The organism is Dysosmobacter sp. Sow4_B12, from assembly GCF_052116665.1.
Taxonomy (GTDB): domain Bacteria; phylum Bacillota; class Clostridia; order Oscillospirales; family Oscillospiraceae; genus Oscillibacter.
Window position 1 is genome coordinate 89,427 of the sequence record NZ_JBQKKR010000001.1, and the last position, 17,208, is coordinate 106,634.

Here is a 17,208-nt window from a genome sequence, read left to right on the forward strand (position 1 = left end):
AAATTCCATGGCAAAAAATATCCCGTTTTTTGATATGTTCGCGGAGCTGCAGCTGTCCGGCGCACTGCGGCTGAAGCTGGCGGGGGCGGAGCTGACCGGCGCCGCCATCGACCAGTCCGCCTTGTCCATTTCCATGTCTCTGACGGTGCGGACGGCTATGTCCGGTGAAGACCTGGAGGACTTAAAGCAGATGATCCAGGCGGTCTATGGCTTCCGCCGGGTGGATATTGATTTGACCTGCAAGCTGCCGGATACTGCTAGGGCGTCAGTGCCCCAGGCGGTGGCCACCGGCGGCGGAGGAAAGGAATCCGGCGGCGCCGCGGTAGAGAAGGTGCTGCTGGGCAAGCCCATCAAGGCGAAGCCGGTGCCGATGAAAACACTGGATTTGAAAATGGGCAACGCAACTGTCAGTGGCAAGGTGTTCTCCGCGGAGTGCACGGAGACCCGCCGGCCCGGCATGTGGCGGCTGACCTTTGAGATGACGGACTATACCAACTCCGTCACCGTCCATAAAAATCTCACCGCTAAGGAGGCGGAGCAGTTCGGCGGCGCCATCAAGCCGGATATGTGGCTGTTGGTGCAGGGAAAGATGGAGCCCACCTGGGACGGCAAGGACATCCAGCTGAATCCATACCACATCAACGTCATTCAGCATGAGGGCCGCAAGGACACCGCTCCGGTAAAGCGTGTGGAGCTGCACCTCCACACGAAAATGAGCAACATGGACGCCCTGACGGACACGAAAAAGGTCATCAAGCAGGCCATCCGCTGGGGCCATCCCGCCATTGCCATCACGGACCACGGCGTGGCCCAGTCCTTCCCGGACGCCTGGCATGCCGCCGACGGCAAGATCAAGCTCCTCTACGGTGTGGAGGGATATTTCGTCAACAATCTGGATGACCGGGTGGCTGTCCACGGCAGCCAGGACTGCGGCCTGGACGATGAGTTCGTCTGCTTTGACATTGAGACCACCGGACTGAAGGTAGACCGCGAGGCCATTACGGAGATCGGCGCCGTGGTACTGAAAAACGGCCAGATTGCCGAGCGGTTCCAGACCTTTGTGAATCCCAACCGCCGTCTGACACCGGAGATCATCGGACTCACCGGCATTACGGACGAGATGCTCAAGGACGCTCCCCAGCTGAAGCAGGCGCTGACGGACTTTTTGAAGTTTGTGAACGGCCGCCCTCTGGCGGCCCACAACGCGGAGTTCGACATTGGCTTCATCCGGGCTGGCTGCAAAAAGGTGGGCCTGGAGTTTCATCCCACCTATGTGGACTCCCTTATTCTGGCACAGAATCTGCTGCCGGACCTGGGCAAGTACAAGCTGGACATTGTGGCGGAGCACCTGGACCTGCCGGCCTTCAACCACCACCGGGCCAGCGACGACGCCGCCACCGTGGGCTACATGCTCATTCCGTTTTGGAAGATGCTCCACGAGCGGGGTGTCCACACCCTCCAGGCGGTGAACAAGGAGATGGAGAAACTGCGCCCCTTGGGCAGTAAGACCAACCGCTTCCCCAAGCACATCATCCTGCTGGCCCGGAACAAGGTGGGACTCAAGAACCTGTACCAGATGATCTCCGCCTCCAACCTAAAATATTTCAAGCGTGTGCCCACCATCCCCAAAACGCTGCTGAACGAGCACCGGGAGGGCATTATCGTGGGCGCCGCCTGTGAGGCAGGTGAGCTCTTCCGGGCGGTGGCGGACCACAAGGACTGGGAGGAGCTCAAGCGTATCGCGGACTATTACGACTATCTGGAGATCCAGCCCCTGTGCAACAACGCCTTCATGCTGCGCAACGGCGACGTCCAGTCGGAGGAGGAGCTGCGGGAGTTCAACCGCACCATCGTCCGCCTGGGCGAGGAGTTGGACAAGCCCGTCTGCGCCACCGGAGACGTCCACTTTCAAGAGCCGGAGGATGAGGTGTACCGCCATATCCTGTTGGCCTCCAAAAAGTTCCCGGACGCCAATGAGCCTCTGCCGATCTACTTCAAGACCACCGACGAGATGCTGAAAGAATTCAGCTATCTGGGGGAGGAGAAGGCCTATGAGGTGGTGGTCACCAACACCCGGCTGGTGGCGGACCAGATCGAGACCTTTGAGCTGCTGCCAAGCGAGCTGTTTCCGCCCCGGCTGGAAAATTCCGAGGAGGACTTGAATCGCCTGGTGTGGGAAAAGGTCCACTGCTTGTACGGCGAGGACCCTCCCAAGCTCATCGTGGACCGCTTGAATGTGGAGCTGGGCGGTATCCTGGGAAAATACGACGTGGTGTACATGTCCGCCCAAAAGCTGGTACAGCGGTCGTTGGAAAACGGCTATCTGGTTGGTTCCCGTGGTTCCGTGGGCTCCTCCCTGGTGGCGTACATGTCTGGCATTACGGAAGTGAATTCCCTGCCGCCTCATTACCGCTGTCCCAACTGCAAAAACAGCGAATTTATTCTGGACGGCTCCTATGGCTGCGGCGCCGACATGCCGGACAAAGTGTGTCCTGTCTGCGGCACGAAATACGTCAAGGACGGCTTTGACATCCCCTTTGAGACCTTCCTGGGCTTTGGCGGCGGCAAGGTGCCGGATATTGACCTAAACTTCTCCGGTGAGTACCAGGCCCGGGCCCACCGCCACGCCATCGAGATGTTCGGAGAGACCCAGGTCTTCCGGGCGGGCACCATTGGCACCCTGGCGGAAAAGACTGCCTACGGTTTTGTGAAGAAGTACCTGGAGGAAAACGGAATCGTAGCCGGCCGGGCGGAGGAGAACCGGCTGACCCTGGGCTGCGTCGGCACCCGCCGCACCACCGGCCAACATCCCGGCGGCCTGGTGGTAGTCCCGGATGACAAGGACATGGAGGATTTCTGCCCTGTCCAGCACCCGGCGGACGCCGATGATTCCGACACCATCACCACCCATTTTGAATACCACTCCATGGAGGCCAACATTCTGAAGCTGGACATGCTGGGACACGATGATCCCACCATGGTCCGTATGATGCAGGACCTTACCGGCGTAGACCCCCACTCCATTCCTCTGGATGATCCGGACACCATGTCCATTTTCACCTCCAGCAAGGTGCTGGGATATGAAAACGACGACCTGCTGGGCCCCACCGGTGCCGTGGCCATTCCGGAGTTCAACACCCGCTTTACCCGTCAGATGCTCATTGACACCCAGCCCAAGGACTTCAATACCCTGGTGCGTCTTTCCGGCTTTTCCCACGGCACTGACGTGTGGATCGGCAACGCCCGTGACTTGATCGTCAGCGGCACGGCGAGCGTTCTGGAGACCGTGGGCTGCCGTGACGACATTATGCTCTACCTCATCTCCAAGGGGCTGGACCCCAAGATGAGCTTTAAGATCATGGAGAAGGTCCGTAAAGGCAAGGTGAAAAAGGGCGGCTTTGACGAGGGTTGGGTGGAGGCCATGGAGGCCCATGATGTACCTGCTTGGTATATTGAGTCTCTGGCCAAGATCGGCTACCTGTTCCCCAAGGCCCACGCGGTGGCCTATGTGATGATGGCTTTCCGTATCGCCTGGTACAAGGTCCACGAGCCTCTGGCGTTCTACGCCACTTTCTTCTCTGTCCGGGCCAAGGCCTTTGACGCGGAGTACTGCTGCGCCGGTAAGGACGCGGTGAAGAAAAAGATCCGGGAGATCGAAAACAACAAGGATGCCTCCGCTGTGGAAAAGGACCTCATGACCACCCTGGAGGTGTGCTACGAATTTTATCTCCGGGGCTTCCACTTTGATACCATCAATATCTACGAGTCTGACGCCACCAAGTTCAAGGTGACGGAAAACGGCCTGCTGCCGCCCTTCACGGCGGTCCACGGCCTGGGCGAAACTGCGGCCATCGACACGGTGGAAAAGCGAAAGGGCAAGACGTTTGTTTCCATTGAGGAGTTTTCCATGTGCTGCAATAAGCTCTCCAAGACCCACATTGAGCAGCTGAAGGCATTGGGGGCTTTTGCCGGCATGGCGGAGACCAGCCAGATCACGCTGTTTTGACACCGCACAAAAAATGTCCGGACCATCGGTCCGGACATTTTTTATGTGTTGCCTACATAGGCGTCAATATCAAACGGCACAAGCTTTGTATCACCCTTGAGATATAAAGGGTGGTGGGGATGGCCGGATTTCAGCAGGGGACCGGCGGTGTACCACCTGGCGCCAACGGCCTGACCATCCGCCGCAAAGTCCCGCATGCACTCCATGAGATAGTCCCGCTTCATGATGATGTTGCCCCAGGCGGCCCATACCGCCGGCTGGTCTGACAGGGAGAGAAGATACCGGAAGGCTTTGCGGTTTTCGGCGTGAAGGGCGGGATTCAAGGCGGGCTCCATGTCGTCCGGCCGTGTGGCCCGCTGGGCGTAGACGTTGAACATCAAAAAGCTGTCATACCCGTTGGCCAGGGCAATGCGCTGGGCGGATTGAAGCGTGGGGTCCAGGGCGTCCGGCGCGGCGGTGGAGGGATTGATGCCCACGCAGATGAGCGGCCTTTTTCCCCGGGTGCCCAGGATGTAACGGTATTCAGAGTATGTATTGGGCACATACAGCCATCGGGCGACATCATAAGCGGGGGAGGGCAGCAGAGCGGCCTTGAGAGCCGGTTCAAACAGCTCCAGCGTCAACTGGTCCGTGGTGCCCTGTGGAATGTGCGGCATAGGCGGCGCCTCCTGTTTTGGCATTTTTCTCAGCATAGCACAGCCGGGGAAAAAAGGCAACCGGGTCTGTTAATGGGACAGAAAATGTGGTATCATGACAAAAACAGTTCACGAAGGGAGACGCACCATGCTGACCGTTTTGATGGGCCGGGCAAAAACCGGAAAATCCGAGGCCGTCCTCCGCCGCATGGTGGAGCTGGGGGACAGTAGCCGACAGATCCTGCTGGTGCCGGAGCATGCCTCACACCAGGCGGAAATGGACCTGTGCCGCGTTTGCGGCCCTACTGCCAGCCGCCACGGGGAGGTTTTGAGCTTCCGGCGGCTCAGTGACCGGGTCTTGTCGATTACCGGCGGCGCCGCACAGGTGACGCTGGATGCCGGCGGAAGGCTGCTGACCATGCAGAAGGCCCTGGGGGAGGTGGCCTCCCAGTTGGCGGTATACCGCCGTCCTTCCCAAAAGGCGTCTTTTTTGCAGCAGCTGTTGGACCTGTTTGACGAGCTGCGCAGCTATGAGGTGACGCCCCGCATCCTCTACGACCAGGCGCAGGATATCCAGGGTGCGACCCATGACAAGCTCTTGGACTTGAGCCTGCTGTACGGCGCCTATGAAAGCCGCCTGTCCCGTCCTGGCTTTGACCGGCGGGACCGCATGAGCAAGCTGACGGACCACCTGGAAGAGTCTGAATACGCGCTGGGCAAGGACGTGTTCCTGGACGGCTTTACTTATTTTAACGGCCAGGAGCGGCGGGTGCTGTCTGTCCTGCTGCGGCAGGCCCGCTCCGTCACGATCACGCTCCTGGGGGAGCCGGACAGCCGGGAGGAGATATTTGAAGCGTCGCTGAAGACCCTGGGCCAGCTGCGCCGCCTCTGTGAAGAGGAGCGCTGTCCCATGGAGGTACAGACACTGCGCAGGGAGGGCACCGGAGCCCTGGCCCATCTGGAGCGGTACTTTTTCGGGGAGAATCTGCCTTACCGGGACGAGGACCTGCCCATTCGCATTGTGGAAGCGGATCACTTGTTTTCCGAAGTGGAGCAGGCGGCGGCGGAGATCCGGCGCCTAACGGCGGCAGGGAAGTGCCGCTACCGGGACATCACCGTTGCCGCCCGGAACATGGCGGATTACGAGGGCACCATCGAGACTGTGTTTGAGCGCTACGGGATTCCTGTCTATCTCAGCCGCCGCAGCGACATTCTGGAAAAGCCGGCGCTGGCTCTATTGACCGGCGTGCTGGAAGCCATCGGAAACGGCTATGAATACGACGACATGTTCCGCTGGCTAAAGACCGGCCTTGCGGGCCTGACGCCGGATGAGTGTGACATTTTGGAAAATTACGTCATCCGCTGGCAGATCCACGGCCAGATGTGGCTTCGGGACGTGGACTGGACAGACAATCCGGAGGGATATGGAGCGCCCTGGAAAGAAGAGCACCAGCAGCGGCTGGCACAGGTCAATGACCTGCGCCGCCGGGTGCGCCAGCCCCTTTCCCGCTTGGCAGAAGGAATGAAAGCCGGACAAACGGCCCGGGAGAAGGTGGATGCACTTTACAGCTTTATGGAGGAGCTGTCTTTGCAGCAGACCTTGGAAGAGCAAATGCACAAGCAGGCGGAGCGTGGCCGCCTCCAGGAGGCGGAGGAGACTGCCCAGCTGTGGGAGCTATTATGCGGCGTGCTGGACCAGTTTGTGGAGCTTCTGGGGGATGAGCCCATCGGACTGGATGAGTTTACCCGCCTTTTGCGGCAGATTTTGACCCAATACAGCATCGGTACGATTCCTGTTGCGCTGGACCAGGTGTCCGTGACGGAGATCACCCGCAATGAACGCCACGCAGTCCAATACTTGTTCCTGTTGGGGGCAAATGACCATGTGCTGCCTGCCGTGGGCCAAAGCAGCGGCATTCTCAACGAGGATGACCGGGAGGAGCTGGCGCAGCGGGGCATCCGGCTGTCTCCCTCCGGTATGGATCAAATGAGCATGGAACTGGAAAACATTTACGCCGCCCTGGCCCAGCCGGAGAAGGGGCTTTGGGTCAGTTATCCGGTGGCGGACGTATCCGGCGGGGAACTGCGGCCTGCGTTTGTGGTGGAGCGGCTGCTGTCTCTGTTTCCAAAGCTGCGGATTGAAAAAGAAAGGGCTGACAAGGATTACCGCTTGACAGCAATTCTCCCCGCCTTGGAGGCCGCGGGCCAGGAACGGCACGGGGCGCTTTGGTGCTATTTGGAGAGCTTGAGTGGATATGGCCCGCAGCTTGCCGCCATGGACCGGGCGGCGGCGCTGAAGCGTGGATCGCTGTCTCCCGCGGCGGTACAGGCGCTGTATGGCAGACGGGCCTCCATGTCCGCATCCCGGCTGGAGCGGATGCGCTCCTGCCATTTTGCCTATTTCATGGAGTATGGCCTGCGGGCTAAAAAGCGGGAGCCGGCGGCCTTTGACGCGCCGCAAATCGGCACCTTCCTCCATTTTCTGCTGGAGCACGTGACCCGGGATGTGCTGGCACTGGGGGGCTTTGCCCAGGTGGAGGAGGACGCCCTTCACGCCTTGGTTCGCAAATACATCGACCTCTATGTGCAGCAGGAGCTGCGCAATTTCCAAAACCGCAGCACCCGCTTCAAATACCTGTTCTCCCGCCTGCGTACCACTGCCTACGCCGTGGTGGACCAGGTGGCGGAGGAGCTGCGCCACTCTGACTTCGTACCGCTGGAATTTGAGCTGTCCTTTGGCGACGGCGGGACGCTGCCTGCCGTGGTCATTTCGGAGCCGGACGGGGAGCTGCGTCTGGGCGGCAAGGTGGACCGGGTGGACGGCTGGGTGAAGGATGACAAGCTCTACCTCCGGGTGGTAGATTATAAATCCGGCAGAAAGGCCTTCGACCTGGCATCCGTCCGCATGGGATTGGACATCCAAATGCTGCTCTATCTCTTTACCCTGCAAAAGGAGGGGAAGCGGTACTTTGGCCGGGACATTGAGCCTGCCGGTGTGCTGTACCTCCCGGCCCGGGATGAGATCTTGTCCGCAGAGCGAAACATTTCCCCGGAAAAGCTGGCGGGGGAGGTGTCCAAGCAGCTGCGCCGCTCAGGGCTTCTGCTGTCGGACCCGGCGGTGCTCCAAGCCATGGAGCATGAATCCCTCTCGGAGCCCCGGTATCTTCCCCTGCGGGTGAGTCGGGACGGCAACGTGGCCGGCAGCATCGCCTCCGCGGCACAGCTTGGCAAGCTGGGGAGGTACGTGGACAAACTGCTCCACCAGATCGCCCGGGAGGTCCGGGACGGCAACATTGACGCCGACCCCTGCTGCAGGAGCGAGGAGGACAGCTACTGCCAGTTCTGCGACTGGGCCAGCGCGTGCCATTTCCAGGACGGCAGGGACGGAGACCACTTGCATTACATCCAGCCGGTGACCCAGGAGGAGTTCTGGGACCAGCTGGACCGGGAGGGGGGCGACTGACATGGCAAAACTGAACTTGACACCCCAGCAGCAGGCTGTGGTGGAGAACCGGGGCGGCGCCCTGCTGGTATCCGCTGCCGCCGGCTCTGGCAAAACAAAAGTCCTGGTGGAGCGGCTTTTCCGCTATGTGACGGAAGAGCACTGCAATGTGGATGACTTCCTCATCATTACTTATACAAAGGCCGCCGCGGCGGAGCTGCGGTCCAAAATCGCCTCGGAGCTGAGTAAACGGTTGGCGGAGTCTCCCGGCGACGGGCATTTGAAGCGGCAGCTTCTGCGGGTGTATCAAGCGGACATTAAAACCGTGGACGCTTTCTGCACAGCGCTGCTGCGGGAAAACACCCATCTGCTGCCCCGGCCCGGGGAGAAGCTCTCTTTGACGCCGGATTTCCGCATTCTGGACGAGGGAGAGGCCCAGCTGGTGCGCCAGCGGGTGCTGGAGCGGACGCTGGAGGACTTTTACGACCATCTGGACGAGGGCGGCGCTTTGCTGGCGGATACTCTTGGCGCCGGCCGGGACGACCGGGCTCTGGCGGAGCTGGTGCTGGAGATCCATGAAAAGCTTCAAAGCCATGCCTATCCGGACCAGTGGCTTTCCGAAAATCAAACGGCCTGGAACAGCCTCGGCTCCGATTTTGACACCACGCCATACGCGGGAGAACTGCTGATCTTCGTCCGCCGCAAGGCGGACCACTGGGTGTCGCTGCTTTGCAGGGCGGCGGAGCGAACGGCGGATGATCCAGCGCTGGAGAGTGGTTACGGCGTGAAATTCCGCCAGGCCGCGGATACGCTGAAGGCTCTTGCCCAGGCGGAGCGGTGGGAGGATGCCCGGCACGCTGCCGGCGCTGTGGTCTTTCCCCGGCTGACAACGCCCCGGGGACGGAAGGACGACCCGGATGTGGTAGCCATGAAGCAGGTTTGGGACAGCTGCAAAGCAGATTTGAAAAAGCTGGACCGCTTGCTGGACATCAGCGGGGAGGAGGCCATGGAGGACCTCAATGCCGTGGCACCTGCCATGTCGGCCCTGCTGGGGCTGACCGCCGCCTTTGGACGGGCGTACCAGGCGGAAAAGCTGCGGCTGAACGCGGCTGACTTTTCCGATCAGGAGCACTTGGCTCTGCGGCTGCTGGTGACGGAGGGAGGAGAGCCCACGGAATTGGGGCGGCAGGTAGCCGCCCGGTATCAAGAGATCATGGTGGACGAGTACCAGGACACCAACGAGGTGCAAAACGCCATTTTCCGGGCAGTCTCCCGGGATGGACAGAACCTGTTCACGGTGGGCGATGTCAAGCAGAGTATTTACCGCTTTCGCCTGGCGGACCCCTCGATTTTCCTGGAAAAGTACGGCCGCTTTCGCTCTTATGAAGAGGCGGAGCCGGGGCAGGAGCGCAAGATCCTCCTGTCCAAGAACTTCCGCTCCCGGCGGGAGATCCTGGATGCCGCAAACTTTATCTTTGAAAATATCCTGTCTGTGGACATGGGAGACATGGCGTATGGAGATGAAGAGGCCCTTCATTTCGGCGCCGCCTATTACCCGGAGCGCCATGATTGCGACACGGAATTTCATCTGATCTGCGCTGCCCAGCGGTCGGCTGAAAACCCGAAGCCGGTAAAAAAGCTGCAAGCGGAGAGCCGTTTCGTGGCATCGCGCATCCGCCAGCTGCTGGACGAGGGCTATCCCGTCACCGGAGAGGACGGCACCCTGCGGCCCTGCCGTCCGGAGGATTTCGTCATCCTCATGCGCTCTCCCGGCAGCCGTACCGCCGCCTTTGCACAGGCTTTGTCAGAGCGGGACATCCCCTGTTCTTTTGAGGAAAGCGGAGACTTTTTCCAAACCATGGAGATTTCCGTCATGCTGGGCCTTTTGCAGATCATTGACAATCCCCGGCAGGATGTGCCCCTCATCGCCGTTCTGCGCTCTCCTGTGTTCGGCTTTACACCGGACCGGCTGGCGGAGCTGCGGGCCAAAACGCCGACAGGTGACTTTTACGACGCCGTACTGGCGGATGGGGGAGCGGACTGCCGGACCTTTTTAGAGACTCTGGAGGAGCTGCGTCTGGCAGCCAGGGATATGGGGGTCCACCGTTTTCTCTGGCATGTGTACAACCGTTTGAACATTTTGGGCGTATTCGGCGCCATGGACAGCGGTGCCGCCAGAAAGGAAAACCTCATCGCCCTCAGCCGCCATGCGGAGAAATTCGAGAGCAGCGGCTACCGGGGGTTATTCGCTTTTGTGACCCAACTGCGGCGCCTGCTGGACCAGGGACAGGCGCCTGTTACGAAGGGAGCCGCGGCTGTCAGCGGCGTGCGGCTGATGAGTATTCACAAATCCAAGGGACTGGAATTTCCCATCGTTATTCTGGCAGACCTGGACCACACCTTTTCCCGCCAGGACTTTGACACGGCGGTGCTGGTGCATCCTGTCCTGGGGCTGGGGCCCAGGCGTGTGGACCTAAAACGGAAAATCAAATATCCCACGCTGGCCCGGGAGGCCATTCAAGAAAAACTCCGCAGGGAAAACCAGGCGGAGGAGCAGCGCATTTTGTATGTTGCCATGACCCGGCCAAAGGAGAAGCTGATTTTAGTAGACTCCATGTATTTCGCGGAGGGACGGCTGCAAAAATTGGCGGCGGTGGCATCCTGTCCGGTGTTGCCGGAGACGGTGGCCGCCTGCCGGAATTTCGGGGAGTGGCTGCTTCTGCCCCTGCTGTGCCGCCCGGAGGCTGCGCCGCTCCGGACGCTGGCGGATGTCCAGGTGGAGCATTTGTATACCGGCGATACAGCGCCCTGGCAGGTATCCGTCCACAACGCCGAGGAGTTTCGTACGGCCTTTGCAGCCTCCCGGGAGCAGGAAAACGGTGAGAGAACCGGAAATTTTGATCCTGCTTTGCTGGAATTCTCCTATCCCTATGCCCGGGAGACCCGCCTTCCCTCCAAGGTGACGGCCACACAGCTGAAAGGCCGCGCATTGGACCAGGAAATTGCGGAAAACGCTGCCCATGTGCCCTATATCCGGCCCTTATCTCAGCCGCGTTTCCGGCAGGAGCGGGCGGGCTTGACGCCGGCGGAACGAGGCACGGCCACCCATCTGGTGCTGCAGTATCTGGATTTTGACGGCGCCGATGTACCGGCTCAAGTGCTGGGCCTGTGTCAGCGGCAGCTTTTGACGCAGGAGCAGGCGGAAGCTGTGGATGTGGAGGCGATGGAGCGTTTTTTGGCATCGCCCTTGGCAGAGGAGATCCGTCAAGGGAGCCATGTGCTGCGGGAATATCCATTCACGCTTCTGATGGATGCCCGGGAACTGGAGCCTGGCGCGTCCTCCGGCGATCATGTTTTGCTGCAGGGCGTGGTGGATTGCTGCTTTGAAACAGCGGAGGGACTGACGGTGGTGGACTTTAAGACAGACCGCGTGTTCCGGCACGAGGATGTGCTTGTCCGGGCGGAAAGCTACCGGACCCAATTGGAGGCGTACAGCCGGGCACTGTCCACGGTGCTGGAGCGCCCGGTGACACGGCGGGTTCTGTACTTCCTGGAAGCGGGAGAAGCTGTGGAACTATAAAAAACAAGCCCTAACAGCTGTTAGGGCTTGTTTTTTATGCGTCCATTTTGCGGTTTTCCGGATGGTTTTTCTGGGAAAAGAAAGCGATCAGCTCTTCTTTCGCCATGGGGGCTGCGTAGTAGAAGCCCTGGATCATATCGGAGCCGCAGTGCTTGAGATAGTCGGCGAGGGCCTTGCTCTCCACGCCCTCCACCACAACACGCTTGCCCAGGCTGTGGAACAGCGTCAACAGGGTACGGAGCATCAGCTCCGCCCGGTGGTCTTCCGGTACGTGGATGACCAGGCTCCGGTCCAGCTTGATAAAGGCGAAGGGGTAATCCAGAACGCTGGAGAGGTTGGAATAGCCCGTACCGAAATCGTCCATGTAGATCTGGATGCCGATGGCTGCCAAAGAAGCCAGCTGCCGCTTGGCGTACAGAGCGTCATGGAGCAGGAATCGCTCTGTGATCTCCACCTTTAGGCAGTCGGGGGAAAGCTGATATTCCGTCAGATACCGTTGGATGCGGTCCGCCAACCCCGGGTCCAGCAGCTGCTGCATGGAAAGGTTCAGCGAAACGGTTTTCAGCCCAGGCACCTGGCCGCTGCTGAGAAGCCTGCAGATCTCTTCCAGCACGATCCAGGTAAGCTCACCGATCATGCCGGTCTCCTCCGCCAGGGGGATGAACACGTCGGGAGGAATGGGTTTCCCCTCGTAGTCGTTCAGCCGAAGCAGCGCCTCGGCGGAGCAGAAAATATCGTCGTGACAGCAGTAGATGGGCTGGTACCACACACGGAAGCGGCGCTCCTGGATAGAGCGGCGTATGATGTCAATGATCTCCTGCTTACGGCGCATCTGAAGGCGGATGGTTTCGTCAAAACGGACGATGCCCCGCTCCTCCTTGGCTTGTTCCAGGGTGTATTCCAATTGCTCCACCACTTCCATGGCGGTGGCATCGCCGCCATCGTAGCACAGGTCGGCGATGCAGCAGTGCAGATGGCAGGAGACCTCACCCAGTACCCAGGGAGAGCGGAAGCGGTCCCGCACCTGCTGAAGATGCTGGTGGGCGGTCTCATCATCCAGCCAGGGAAGCATAATGGCAAACGTCACGTTTCCCGTGCGGAACGCGTGTCCCTGGGGGAACATCTGGTCCAGATACCGGGCGGTTTCATACAAAACCGCGTCGCCTAGGGTATGGCCGTGCTGCAGGTTCACATCGGAGAAGGACAGCAAAGACACGACCAGAATCTGGATGTGCTGGCGGCTGCGTACCCGAAGGGACAGCTCCGTCATGAAGCTGTTGCGGTTGCGGATGCCTGTGAGGCTGTCCCGGTCGCCGGTGTGGGTCTGGAAGCTGAGGAACAGGATCAAACTCACAAAAGCGCTGATGGTGCCGTTGAGGAGAAAATCGGGATAGAATACTTGAAACAGGCTCAACAGCAAAACGATGGGAGGCATAGTCCACATGACGTACACCATGGATGTGCCCACGCTGCTGCGGTTGCGGATGTAGCAATATCCCAAAAACACCAGCTGCATAATGGGCAGTAGGAATACGATGCGGTTCAACGGCCCCCGCTGGTACTGCTCCACGGCGTCGTAATAAAACAGGCATCCGTTGAACAGGTTCACCACCATGGCCAGCAAATATAAGGAAAACAGCACCAGGAGCACGGTACAGGCCATTTTCATGCAGTGCCGGTCATACACATGCTCCAGCGTCAGCAAAAACATGAACAGGGCAAATAGTGTGCACGCCCCGCCGACAACGACAAAGTATCCGCTGTTGAGCAGGATGCCCAGCCACAGCGGGATGCAGCCGGGATTGGAGATAGTGAGGACCGTGAGAATATTCAAAAAGATGGAGGCGGCGGCGGAAAGAAGGCAGCCTAAAAAGATTTTTTTCTTAAGAGAAAAGACCACGCTGCCTTCATAGCAGTAGTAGCGTATAAAAATGATGCCGATAATCAACAGTGAGAGGTATTCTCCCATCAAGGACCAGCGTACCATGGCAACATCCCCTTGACCAGGTTACATATCAAGTATATTATATCAAAAAAGTGGGGAAGCACAATACAAAATTACAAATTGTAAAAAATATTCTAAAAAACGGAAAATATAAAATTCATGGAAAAATATTTGGGAAAATGCTTGCAATCCCAGTATAACTGTGCTACACTAAATGACGCCTTTGTGAAAGGTAAGCTGGAAAAGAAAGAGGTGAACGAGAGCAATGAAGGAAGGAATCCATCCCAATTATCAGCAGACTACTATTACTTGCGCCTGCGGTAATGTGATTGAGACAGGTTCTACCAAGAAGGATATCAAGGTGGAAGTCTGCTCTAAGTGTCACCCCTTCTTCACGGGTAAGCAGAAGCTGGTGGACACCGGCGGACGCGTTGCCAAGTTCAACAAGAAGTTCGGTCTGGACAAGTAAGTCTGGCACAGTCACATAAAAGGGTCTGCCAAATGGCAGACCCTTTTTATTTACATTTCCGGAAAAATCGCATATACTGTCAGTAACTGAATGACACGGGAAGGAGCATGCGCCATGAAACTGCACGCTGCGGATCTGAAAAGTCTCACACCGGAGATCTTCCGGGTGTTTGGAAGTCAAAATGCTCTGCTCACCGCCGGCGACAAGTCCGGCTGCAACACCATGACCATCGGCTGGTGCCAGCTTGGCCGCCTGTGGAGCATCCCGGTATGCACAGTCTATGTGCGCCCGGAACGGTATACTTACCAATTTATGGAATCTCATGATTATTTCACCGTATCTGTTCTGCCCGCCAGCCACAAGCAGACTACCATGCAGCTTTGCGGCACGAAAAGCGGTCGGGAAGTGGATAAGGTAAAGGCCTGCGGACTGACCCTTTGCTACGGCGCAGGGGATGCGCCCTTCTTCGATGAGGCGGAATGGGTGCTGGTGTGCAAAAAGGTGTATGTCCAGGACCTGGAACCTGCCTGCATGAAGGATGGCACCCAGATTCAGCGCTATTACGAGGGACAGGGCTGGCACCGGGCATATACCGGCGAAGTAGTCGAGGCCTATATTAAATAAGGAGTTTTATGGGAAATACAGAAGAAGTCAGAGACAAAGTGGTGCTGGTGGGCTTGAACTCGCCGGTGCTGAAAAAAGAGGAAAACGCCGACGAGGGCACCATGGAGGAGCTCTCCGCCCTGGTGGAGACCGCCGGTGCTGAGACTGTGGGCATGGTACTGCAAAACCGTCCCTCCCCAGACCCCCGCACCTTCATCGGTGAGGGAAAGACGGAGGAGATCCGGGATTTTTGCCGGAACAGCGGAGCCACCATGGTCATTTTTGATAATGACCTGTCACCCTCCCAAATGCGGGTGCTGACAGAGGCTTTGGGCGTTCAAGTGCTGGACCGCTGCGGTCTCATTCTGGATATTTTTGCCCAGCGTGCCAAAACGAAGGAAGGCCGGCTCCAGGTGGAGCTGGCCCAGTACCAGTACCTGCTGCCCCGCTTGACGGGTATGTGGACCCATCTGGAGCGCCAGGCGGGCACCAGCGGCAAGGGGCCCATCGGCTCTAAGGGCCCTGGCGAGACCCAGCTGGAAACGGACCGCCGTCATATCCACCGCAAGATCGACAAGCTGCGCCAGGACCTGGAGGATGTCCGCCGGGTCCGGGGCACCCAGCGGGAGCGGCGCCGGAAGAACGAGATCCCGGTGGTGGCCATCGTGGGGTATACCAACGCCGGCAAATCCACGCTGCTCAATCAGCTTACCGGGGCGGGCATTCCCGCCAACAACCGCCTGTTTGATACGCTGGATACCACCACCCGCCTCTTAACGGTCAGCGACACGCTGGATGTGGTGATCTCCGATACCGTCGGCTTTATCCGCAAGCTTCCCCACCAGTTGGTGGAGGCATTTAAAGCCACGCTGGAGGAGCTGGAGTACGCGGACCTGTTGCTGCATGTTATTGATGTGTCCAATCCCGAGTGGAAGCTGCAGGCCCAGGTGGTGGAAAACCTCATCTTGGAGCTGGGGGCAGGCGATATGCCCCGTATCGACGTCTATAATAAAAGCGATCTGGTGCCGGCGGGAGAGATCCTGCCTCACGGCGAGGATATCTGTACCATTTCCGCCCGAACGGGACAGGGCGTTGAGACGCTGCTGGAGATGATCGACCGGCGGCTGGACAAGGGCACCCGCCGGTGTGTCATCCATTTGCCCTATGATAAGGGGGGCTTGCTGGACATGCTGTACCGGGAGGCCAAGGTGGAACGTGTGGAGTATGGCGAGACCATTGATGTCACTGCCGTGTGCAATCCCCGGGTATTGGGCCAGGTGGCGCCGTTCCTTGCAGAGCAAGCACAAACCTAAGACGCGGCAGGAGGAACTGACCATGACGCAGCCTGTTTTGGAGACACCGCGCCTGCTCCTGCGTCCCTTCCGGGACAAGGATGCGGAGGATGTATACCATTATGCCCGGGACCCGAGAGTGGGCCCCATTGCCGGCTGGCCGCCCCACAAAAGTCTGGAGGAGAGCCGGGAGGTCATCCGCTCGGTGTTTTCCCGGCCAGGTGTGTTCGCCATGGAGCTGCGTGAGACTGGGCGGGTCATCGGTTCCGTGGGCTTTGTGGGCAGCCATCCCGCGGGAGAGCATTCCGCCTGTCCCGATGATGAAGTGGGTTATGCCATGAGTCCAGCCTGTTGGGGAGCGGGGCTCATGCCGGAGGCAGTGGAAGCTGTATTGCAATATGGTTTTACAGGGCTTGGCTTGCGGCGTATCTGGTGCGGACACTATGCCGGAAATTGGCGAAGCCGCCGGGTCATCAACAAATGCGGCTTTCGCTACCAGTTTTCCCGAACAGAATACGTCTCTTTGGTAAATGAGACCCGGCAGAGCTATTTTTACATGCAGACAGAGGAGGATTGGCGTGAGCGAGTATCTGGTGCCCTTTGCGGAGGCGGAAAGTGAATTTACGGAGAAACGCTCCCGTTTCATCAGCCATGTCTGGCGTGTGGAGAGTGAGGCGGAGGCCCGCGCACGCATTGAGGAGACAAAAAAGCGGTACTATGACGCCCGACATAACTGCTGGTGTTATTTATTAAAGGAGGGCGGCGTGGTCCGTTACTCCGATGACGGCGAGCCCCAGGGGACCGCGGGGCAGCCCATGCTGAACGTGTTCCAGCGGGAGAACGTGACAAATGTCTGCTGTGTGGTGACCCGGTACTTCGGCGGCATTTTGTTGGGTGCGGGAGGATTGACCCGCGCCTATACCAAGGGCGCCAAGGATGCGTTGGACGCCGCCGGCATTTGCCGCATGAGCCTTTGGACCGTGTGGGACGTTCCCTGTACATATCCGCTTTTTGAGCGGATGAAGCTGGAGATTGCTGCCTGCGGCGGCGTGGTCCGGGATGCGGAATACGGAGCGGATATATTGCTGCGGGCGGCGTTTCCCGCCGGCGGCGCGGAACGGTTTGCTCCCCGGCTGACAGAGCTCTCCGCCGGAGCACTGGAGATGCTGCCGGAAGGGGAGGAATTTCTTCCCGGCCTCAGGGAAGAGGCGAAATAGTACGTACAGCACCTGCTTT

General features: G+C 59.0%; 10 protein-coding genes. 8 read left to right on the forward strand and 2 right to left on the reverse strand.

All coding sequences use genetic code 11. The features are described 5' to 3' along the window. Window positions 1-7 precede the first annotated feature (7 nt). On the forward strand, window positions 8-4,006 hold the full coding sequence (locus ACTQ4R_RS00500; protein WP_441624785.1) for a PolC-type DNA polymerase III: 3,999 nt from the start codon (window positions 8-10) through the stop codon (window positions 4,004-4,006). Window positions 4,007-4,047: 41 nt separating this feature from the next. On the opposite strand, the gene ACTQ4R_RS00505 is transcribed toward ACTQ4R_RS00500, so the two are convergent. Next, on the reverse strand, window positions 4,048-4,662 hold the full coding sequence (locus ACTQ4R_RS00505) for a DUF1643 domain-containing protein (RefSeq protein ID WP_441624787.1): 615 nt from the start codon (window positions 4,660-4,662) through the stop codon (window positions 4,048-4,050). Window positions 4,663-4,789: 127 nt separating this feature from the next. Here ACTQ4R_RS00505 and ACTQ4R_RS00510 point away from each other — a divergent pair, with 127 nt between their 5' ends. Together ACTQ4R_RS00510 and addA are read left to right on the forward strand one after the other, a co-directional pair. Continuing rightward, complete coding sequence (locus ACTQ4R_RS00510; protein ID WP_441624789.1) at window positions 4,790-8,104, forward strand: PD-(D/E)XK nuclease family protein; 3,315 nt, start codon at window positions 4,790-4,792, stop codon at window positions 8,102-8,104. 1 nt (window position 8,105) lies between these two features. Further along, window positions 8,106-11,663: a helicase-exonuclease AddAB subunit AddA gene (gene addA, locus ACTQ4R_RS00515; RefSeq protein ID WP_441624791.1), complete on the forward strand. Its 3,558-nt coding sequence runs from the start codon at window positions 8,106-8,108 to the stop codon at window positions 11,661-11,663. A 34-nt stretch (window positions 11,664-11,697) separates the two neighbouring features. Here addA and ACTQ4R_RS00520 read toward each other — a convergent pair whose 3' ends face one another. Next, the gene (locus ACTQ4R_RS00520) at window positions 11,698-13,650 is read right to left on the reverse strand and encodes a putative bifunctional diguanylate cyclase/phosphodiesterase (protein ID WP_441624795.1); all 1,953 of its coding nucleotides are present in this window, start codon (window positions 13,648-13,650) and stop codon (window positions 11,698-11,700) included. A 223-nt stretch (window positions 13,651-13,873) separates the two neighbouring features. Between ACTQ4R_RS00520 and rpmE the strand changes: the two genes are divergently transcribed. From rpmE to ACTQ4R_RS00545, 5 genes are all read left to right on the forward strand, one after another. Continuing rightward, window positions 13,874-14,077: a 50S ribosomal protein L31 gene (gene rpmE, locus ACTQ4R_RS00525; protein WP_021748737.1), complete on the forward strand. Its 204-nt coding sequence runs from the start codon at window positions 13,874-13,876 to the stop codon at window positions 14,075-14,077. Between the two features lie 114 nt (window positions 14,078-14,191). Further along, window positions 14,192-14,701, forward strand: coding sequence for a flavin reductase family protein (locus ACTQ4R_RS00530; protein WP_441624798.1), 510 nt, complete (start codon window positions 14,192-14,194; stop codon window positions 14,699-14,701). Between the two features lie 8 nt (window positions 14,702-14,709). Continuing rightward, a complete protein-coding gene (hflX, locus tag ACTQ4R_RS00535; protein WP_441624800.1) occupies window positions 14,710-15,993 on the forward strand; it encodes a GTPase HflX in 1,284 nt (427 codons plus the stop codon). Window positions 15,994-16,015: 22 nt separating this feature from the next. Then, complete coding sequence (locus ACTQ4R_RS00540; RefSeq protein ID WP_441624802.1) at window positions 16,016-16,591, forward strand: GNAT family N-acetyltransferase; 576 nt, start codon at window positions 16,016-16,018, stop codon at window positions 16,589-16,591. Then, the gene (locus tag ACTQ4R_RS00545; protein ID WP_441624804.1) at window positions 16,551-17,189 is read left to right on the forward strand and encodes a YigZ family protein; all 639 of its coding nucleotides are present in this window, start codon (window positions 16,551-16,553) and stop codon (window positions 17,187-17,189) included. Before ACTQ4R_RS00540 ends, ACTQ4R_RS00545 begins: the two co-directional genes overlap by 41 nt. The last annotated feature ends 19 nt before the right edge of the window (window positions 17,190-17,208 follow it).